General features: G+C 74.9%; 6 protein-coding genes. All 6 read left to right on the forward strand.

Translation table 11 applies throughout. From position 1 onward, the window contains the following. The first annotated feature begins 337 nt into the window (after positions 1-337). Positions 338-640, forward strand: a complete 303-nt coding sequence (locus tag ACWGL3_RS30910) for an urease subunit gamma (RefSeq protein WP_267949066.1) — start codon at positions 338-340, stop codon at positions 638-640. Further along, entirely contained in the window at positions 637-1176 is a 540-nt protein-coding gene (locus ACWGL3_RS30915; RefSeq protein WP_267949067.1) for an urease subunit beta, read from the forward strand. Before ACWGL3_RS30910 ends, ACWGL3_RS30915 begins: the two co-directional genes overlap by 4 nt. Beyond that, positions 1173-2882, forward strand: a complete 1710-nt coding sequence (locus ACWGL3_RS30920) for an urease subunit alpha (RefSeq protein ID WP_267949068.1) — start codon at positions 1173-1175, stop codon at positions 2880-2882. Before ACWGL3_RS30915 ends, ACWGL3_RS30920 begins: the two co-directional genes overlap by 4 nt. Positions 2883-2890: 8 nt before the next feature. Further along, positions 2891-3577 carry an urease accessory protein UreF gene (locus tag ACWGL3_RS30925; protein WP_267949069.1) on the forward strand — a complete coding sequence of 229 codons (687 nt, stop codon included), beginning with the start codon at positions 2891-2893 and terminating at the stop codon, positions 3575-3577. 79 nt (positions 3578-3656) lie between these two features. Further along, entirely contained in the window at positions 3657-4358 is a 702-nt protein-coding gene (ureG, locus tag ACWGL3_RS30930; protein WP_452462106.1) for an urease accessory protein UreG, read from the forward strand. A 34-nt stretch (positions 4359-4392) separates the two neighbouring features. Further along, positions 4393-5019 (forward strand): urease accessory protein UreD (locus ACWGL3_RS30935; RefSeq protein WP_452462105.1); only part of this gene is annotated, 627 nt, incomplete at its 3' end.

Here is a 5019-nt window from a genome sequence, read left to right on the forward strand (position 1 = left end):
CGGCCGCCGCCCGCCGCCGGGCGGCCGACCGGGGGCTCCGGACCGTCGGCGCAGGAGCGTCGGATCGCGCGGAAGTCATGGGATGACAGGGCCTATGGATCCCCGCAGTGTCGGGTGAGGGGCGGGCCGGCGGCGTCCGGAAGGGGGCGGCCGGAGCCGTGCGGGGCCCGCGCCCCGCGCCGTCCGCGGCGGCGCCCGAGCGGTCCCGGCCCGGGCCCCGGCGGGCGCGCCCCGGAGCCCCCGGCGAGGGCCTCACCTGCGACTGTGACCCGGGACTCCTGCTAAGACTGGGTCCGTACCCACCACCGCGTGGGTCGGAACTGTTGAGAGGTGGTTCATGCATCTACTTCCATCGGACACCGAGAAGCTGTTGCTCGCCGTCGCCGGGATGATCGCCCGCGACCGGCGCGAGCGGGGCGTCAAGCTCAACCATCCCGAGTCGGTCGCCCTGCTGTCCTGCTGGGTGATCGAGCGGGCCCGCGAGGGGGCCCGCGTCGCCGACCTCATGAACGACGGGCGCAACGTGCTGCGCCGGGACGAGGTCATGGACGGTGTGGCGGAGATGATCCCCAACGTCCAGGTCGAGGCCACCTTCCCCGACGGCCGCAAGCTCGTCACGATCACGGAGCCGATCCAGTGATCCCCGGCGAGATCCGCACCCGTCCCACCCCCCTGGTCCTCAACGAGGGCCGCGAACGCCTCTCCCTCGTGGTGGTCAACACGGGGGACCGCCCCATCCAGGTGGGCTCCCACCTCCACTTCCCCGACGCCAACCCGGCCCTGCGGTTCGACCGCGAGGCGGCCCGCGGCTTCCGGCTGGACATCCCCGCCGGCACCTCCGTGCGACTGGAACCGGGGGTGAGCCGCACCGTGGAGCTCGTGGCCCTCGGCGGCCGCCGCCACGTGCCCGGCCTCCAGATCCGCGACCTGGTCCGGGAACCCGGCGCCGAGGAGCGTGTTCCGCGACCGGTGGTCCCCTTCGGCACCCCGGGCGTGGACGTGCCCGAACCCGCGCGCGCCTCCGGCGCCGCCATGCGGGTCGGCGACGCGGACGCCCGCGACGGCGACCCCGCCGAGGTGGTCCCCACCCACACACCCCGCCCCGACACCGCGGGACCGGACACCGACGCCGAGCAGGACGTGGCCCCTGCCGACACCGAGGAGCGCGACCAGTGAGCCGCATCGACCGCCGCGAGTACGCCCAGCTGTACGGTCCCACCGTCGGCGACCAGATCCGCCTGGCCGACACCGACCTGTGGATCGAGGTCGAGGAGGACCGCACGGCGGGAGGCGACGAGGCCGTCTTCGGCGGCGGCAAGACCATCCGCGAGTCGATGGGCCAGGGGCTGACCACGCGCGCCCAGGGGGCGCTGGACGTGGTCGTCACCAACGTCGTGGTCATGGACCACTGGGGCATCGTGCGCGGCGACGTGGGCATCCGCGACGGGCGCATCGTGGCCGTCGGCAAGGCGGGCAACCCGGACGTGATGGACGGGGTGCACCCGGATCTGCTGATCGGTCCGGGCACCGACGTGATCGCGGGGGAGGGCAAGATCCTCACCGCGGGCGCCGTGGACACCCACGTGCACTTCCTCAGCGAGATCGAGATGCACGAGGCGCTCGCCACCGGCACCACCACCGTGATCGGCGGCGGGACCGGGCCCACCGAGGGGTCGAAGGCCACCACGGTGACCGCCGGCGCGCACTCGCTGCGGACGATGCACCGGGCCCTGGACCGGTTCCCGCTCAACGTCATGCTGTTCGGCAAGGGCAGCACCGTTTCCGCCGAGGCCCTCGCAGAGGACGCCCTGGCCGGGGCGGGCGGGTACAAGGTGCACGAGGACTGGGGTGCCACCCCGGCGGCGATCGACGCCGCGCTGCGGGCGGCCGACGAGTTCGGCCTCCAGGTGGCGCTGCACGCCGACTCGCTCAACGAGACCGGGTACGTCCAGCACACGCTGGAGGCCATCGCCGGGCGCGGCATCCACGTGTTCCACGCCGAGGGCGCGGGCGGCGGCCACGCACCCGACATCATCGTCACCGCCGGTGAGGCGAACGTGCTGCCGGCCTCCACCAACCCGACCCTGCCGTTCACGGTGAACACGGTCGACGAGCACCTGGACATGCTGCTCGTCGTGCACCACCTGAACCCCCGGGTCCCGGAGGACCTGGCCTTCGCCGAGTCCCGCATCCGGGCCTCCACGATGGCCGCCGAGGACATCCTCCAGGACATGGGCGCCCTCTCGATCACCTCCACCGACGCCCAGGCGATGGGGCGGATCGGGGAGCTGGTCTGCCGCACCTGGCAGGTGGCGCACGTGATGAAGAACCAGTTCGGGCCGCTGTCCTCGGACCTGCCGGCCGACAACGCCCGCGCCCGCAGGTACGTGGCCAAGTACACGATCTGCCCGGCGGTGGCGCACGGGATCGACCACGTGGTCGGATCCGTGGAGCCCGGCAAGATGGCCGACCTCGTGCTCTGGGACCCGGCGTTCTTCGGGATCCGCCCGTCCGCGGTGATCAAGTCCGGTGCGATCGTCGCCGCGCCGCTGGGCGACCCCAACGGGGCCGTGCCCGCGCCGCAGCCGGTGCTGCTGCGCCCCGCGCTGGCGGCCCGGGCGTCATCGGCCGCCGACCTGGCGGTGACCTTCGTGTCCCCGCTGGCGATCGAGGACGGCCTGGCCGACAGGCTGGGGCTGCGCCGGGAGCTGGTGGCGGTCCGCCCCACCCGCGGCGTCACCAAGGCGGACATGCCCAACAACACCGCACTGCCCGACATCGACGTGGACCCCGAGACGTTCGCGATCAGCATCGACGGCGAGTTCGTGCGCCCCCGGCCCGTGGACGAGGTACCGCTCGCGCAGCGGTACACGATGTTCTAGGCGGCCGGGTGACTTCGGGACTGGGCTCCCTGCTGCTGGCCGACGCCCGCCTCCCCGTGGGCGGGCACACCTACTCGGCCGGCCTGGAGCCCGCACTGATCGCCGGAATGCCCGCGGAGCTGATCCCGGCGTACATGACCGCTCGGCTGCGCACGGTGGGCCTGGTGGAGGCGGCCGCCTCGGTGCTGGCGCACCGGGCGGTCGGCGGGGACGGCGGGGCCCCCGTCGACCCGCGGGCGCTGGAGGCCGTGCACGAGGAGCTGCTGGCCCGCTCGCCGAGCGACCCCCTGAGGGAGGTCTCGGGGATGCTCGGGCGCGGCCTCGTGCGCCTGGCCGCCCGGCTCCGGCCGGACCACCCTGCCGTCGCCGCGCTGCGCGCCCTGGGCCGCGCGCCGCAGCGGCCGGTCGCGCTCGGGGTGGTCGCCGCCGTCATCGGGGCGGGGGAGGCCGAGACCGCCCGGGTGAGTCTGTACGACGACGCCCAGACGGTGGCCTCCGCCGCACTCAAACTCGCCCCCGTGGACCCGGTGGACGCCGCCGGGTGGGTTCTCTCGACGGGGGACGTGATGACCTCGGTGGTCGCCGAGGCGCTCGCGGTGCGTGACGCCGCCGACCTGCCCGCGCCCACCGCACCCCAGATCGAGGGATGGTCCCTCGAACACCGGAACAAGACCAGGAGGATCTTCATTGCCTGACACGACTCGACGAACCCCGTCCACGGAGCCCGCCGCCGGCGCCCGCGCCGCCGACGCGTCCCCCGCACCCCGGCGCGCGATGCGCCTGGGCGTGGCCGGACCCGTCGGCACCGGCAAGAGCACCCTGATCGCGTCCCTGTGCCGCGAACTCGCCGCCGAGCTGAGCATGGCGGTGGTCACCAACGACATCTACACCGACGAGGACGCCAGGCTGCTGAGGGCCGCCGGCGTCCTGCCCGTGGAGCGGATCCACGCCGTGGAGACCGGGGCGTGCCCCCACACCGCGATCCGCGACGACGTCACGCCCAACCTGATCGCCGTCGAGGACCTGGAGGCGGAGTTCGCCCCCCTGGACCTGGTCGTCGTGGAGAGCGGCGGGGACAACCTGACCGCCACGTTCAGCCCCGCGCTGGCCGACGCGCAGATCTTCTGCCTCGACGTGGCCGGGGGCGGGGACGTGGCCCGCAAGGGCGGGCCGGGGATCGAACGCGCCGACCTGCTCGTCGTCAACAAGACCGACCTCGCCCCGCACGTGGGGGTCGACGCCGCTCAGATGGTGGCCGACGCCACCCGTGCCAGGGACGGGCTGCCCGTGCTGGCACTGAGCCAGCACGACAGGGGCTCGCTCGGAGCGCTGGCCGGATGGGTGCGCCAGGTCCTGGCCGACCACCGGTCCGGCGTCCACGTGCCGCGGGACCCGGGGCCGATGGCCCCGCACACGCACGCCGACGGCACCACCCACGCCCACGGGGGCGCGGGGGACGTCCACGAGCACGCGTGAGCGGGCGCCCGTGAGTGGGACGGTACCGGCCAGGGTGACCGCGGAACGGGTCGGCGGACGGGTGCGCCTGAGCGACCTGTCCGGCGGCACGTACCTGAGCCCTCGGCCCCTGGGCGTGCGCGGCGCCGCCGCGCGGGTGGCGCTCGTCGGCGCCTACGCGCTGCTGCTGGCCGGGGACGACCTGCGTATGGAGGTCACGGTGGGCCCCGGGGTGTGGCTGGAGCTGGTGGAGCCGTCCGGGATCGTCGCCTACGACGCCCGCGGCGGCGCCGCGAGCTGGCAGGCGGACGTCCGGGTCGCCGACGGCGGGTGCCTGGTGTGGCGGGGAGCGCCGTTCGTGGTGACGGCGGGTGCGGACGTCACCCGCCGCACCCGGATCGAGCTGTCCGGCGGCGCCCGGGCCCTGGTGCACGAGACCCTGGTGCTGGGCCGCAGCTACGAGACCGGCGGAGGCCCCCTGCGGTCGACGACGAGGGTCGCGGCCGACGGCCGCCCCCTGCTGGTGGAGGACCTGGACCTGCGCGACCCGGTCCTGGCCGGGGCCCCGGGGGTCCTGGGCGGGAACCGGGTGCTGACCACCGCGTTCCTGCTCGGGGCCCGGCCCGGGCAGGCGGTGGGGGTCCAGGAGACGCTGCTCCACGGGCCGGGGGCCCTGGCGCTG

The sequence above is a fragment of the Nocardiopsis sp. NPDC055824 genome (assembly GCF_053616335.1).